General features: G+C 69.6%; 2 protein-coding genes and 1 pseudogene. All 3 read right to left on the reverse strand.

Annotated elements, in window-relative coordinates:
* Positions 1-185 (reverse strand): hypothetical protein (locus tag AC27IO_RS23620; protein WP_498741098.1); only part of this gene is annotated, 185 nt, incomplete at its 3' end.
* Positions 186-213: 28 nt separating this feature from the next.
* Positions 214-1,539: a glycosyltransferase family 2 protein gene (locus tag AC27IO_RS23625; protein ID WP_487116347.1), complete on the reverse strand. Its 1,326-nt coding sequence runs from the start codon at positions 1,537-1,539 to the stop codon at positions 214-216.
* 4 nt (positions 1,540-1,543) lie between these two features.
* Positions 1,544-1,872 (reverse strand): annotated as a pseudogene (locus AC27IO_RS23630) (hypothetical protein); the annotation flags it as partial.

Genomic DNA, 1,872 nt, shown 5'->3' on the forward strand with positions numbered 1-1,872 from the left:
GGGGCCTGCACCTCGGCCCAGCCTTCCAGCTCCGCCAGGGTGGCAGGCGCCTGGGCCAGCACGTCAGCGGGCAGTGCGGGCGGCGCCTCCAGCGCCAACACGGGGGGCACCAGCGGCGGGGCCGGTTCGGCCGCCAGCGCGCCCGCGCCCCACCCCATCAGGCACAGCACCGCGGCCCATGGCAAAAGACGTTTCCCCAGGCGATGCGGCATATCAGAACTTGGTTTTGCGCAGCACCCACCAGGGGGCCATCGCGGAGTCCAGGTGGGTCTTCAGGAAGACCTCCTGCAGGATCGAGAACGTGCAGTGCACGCGGTTGACGAAGGCGAAGAGCGGAAACAGCGGCAGGAACCGCAGGTAGGCCGCGTCGTGCCGGGGCCGCTCGGACACGGCCACGAGGTACAGCAGGAAATAGAACAGCAGCGCCGCGAGGTACACCGCGTAGACGAACCCCAGCACCCCCAGCACAGCCCCCACCGGCAGCGTGAGCAGCATCACGCCGGTGTAGGCCACGATGAGGAAGGGCATGAGCACCTGCATCACCAGGCCGTTCACCACCACGAACAGGAAATTGCGCCAGCCCAGCAGGCGCGGGCGCAGGTTCAGGCGGAACTTGCGGATGAAGATGTAGAACATGTCGCCGTCCCAGCGCAGGCGCTGGCGGAAGAACACGCGCCAGGTGTCCGGCGCGTCGGTGTGGCCCACGGCATGCGGGTCGAACACGATGCGCAGGCCCGGATGGCGGCCGAAGTACTGCTTGATGCGCATCGTCATGTCCAGGTCCTCGGCCGTGCCCGCGTCCCAGCCGCCCAGGTTGCGGATGAAGCTGGCGCGGAACACGCCGAACGCCCCCGAGATGTTGTTGACGATGTTGAACTCCGACAGCCCCGTCTTGCCCGCGCCGATGGACAGCATGTATTCCAGCGCCTGCATGCGCGCGGCCAGCGAGCGGCGGGCGTTGCGCACCCGCAGGCTGCCGGCGACGCCCACCACGCCGGGGTCGTCGAAATGCCGCGTGGCATGGCGCACCATGTCGTTGTCGAACGAGGTGTCGCCATCGAGCGCCATCACGATCTCGCCGCTGGCGATCGACAGGCCGGCGTTCAGCGACGACACGCGGCCGCCGCGCTGCCACTTGGGCAGCACCACCAGCGCACGCCGGCGGGCACCGGCCAGCAGTTCGCGCGCCCCGCGGGCCGCACGCAGCGTGGGCTCGTTCTGCACCGCGCCGTCCACCACGGCGATGATCTCGATGAAGCCCGGGTAGATCTGCTGGGCGAGCGACTGGATGGTCTTGCGCACGTCGTCGCCCTCGGAGTAGCAGGTGATGACGCAGGACACGCGCGGATAGCGCTCGCGCTGCAGGTAGGGCCGGTGCTCGCGCAGGCCGTACTTCACCATGCCCGCGCACACGAGCAGGAAGAACGGCGCCTCCAGCAGCACCACGAACGGGAAGAACTTGAGCGCCAGCTCCACCCACGACTGGTGCGTCGCGCTGGAAAACAGCGTGACGAACGCGAACACCACCTGCTCCCCCATGCGATCAGGTCCCGTCGCGCAGCCGCGCCATCAGGTCCGAGGCCTGCTCGCCGGAGCGCAGGCCGCCCGGCACCTCCAGGTGCCGGATGCGCGTGCGCAGCGGCATCGCGGCCGCGCCGCCGCCCGCGCCCTGGAGCGACGCCTGCAGGCGCGCGGCCAGCCCCTCGGGCGAGGAGAACGGCAGGAAGAGCCACAGGCATTCCTCCTGCGTGCGCGTGGTGATGTCCGAGGTGCGCAGCAGTTCGTGCAGGCGCCGCGCGAACTCGTCGAGCATCAGGAACACGCGCGATGCGCCTTCGCGTTCGATCACCTCGGCCGCGTTCTGGAACTCCA

The organism is Acidovorax sp. KNOB132 (assembly GCF_057541515.1).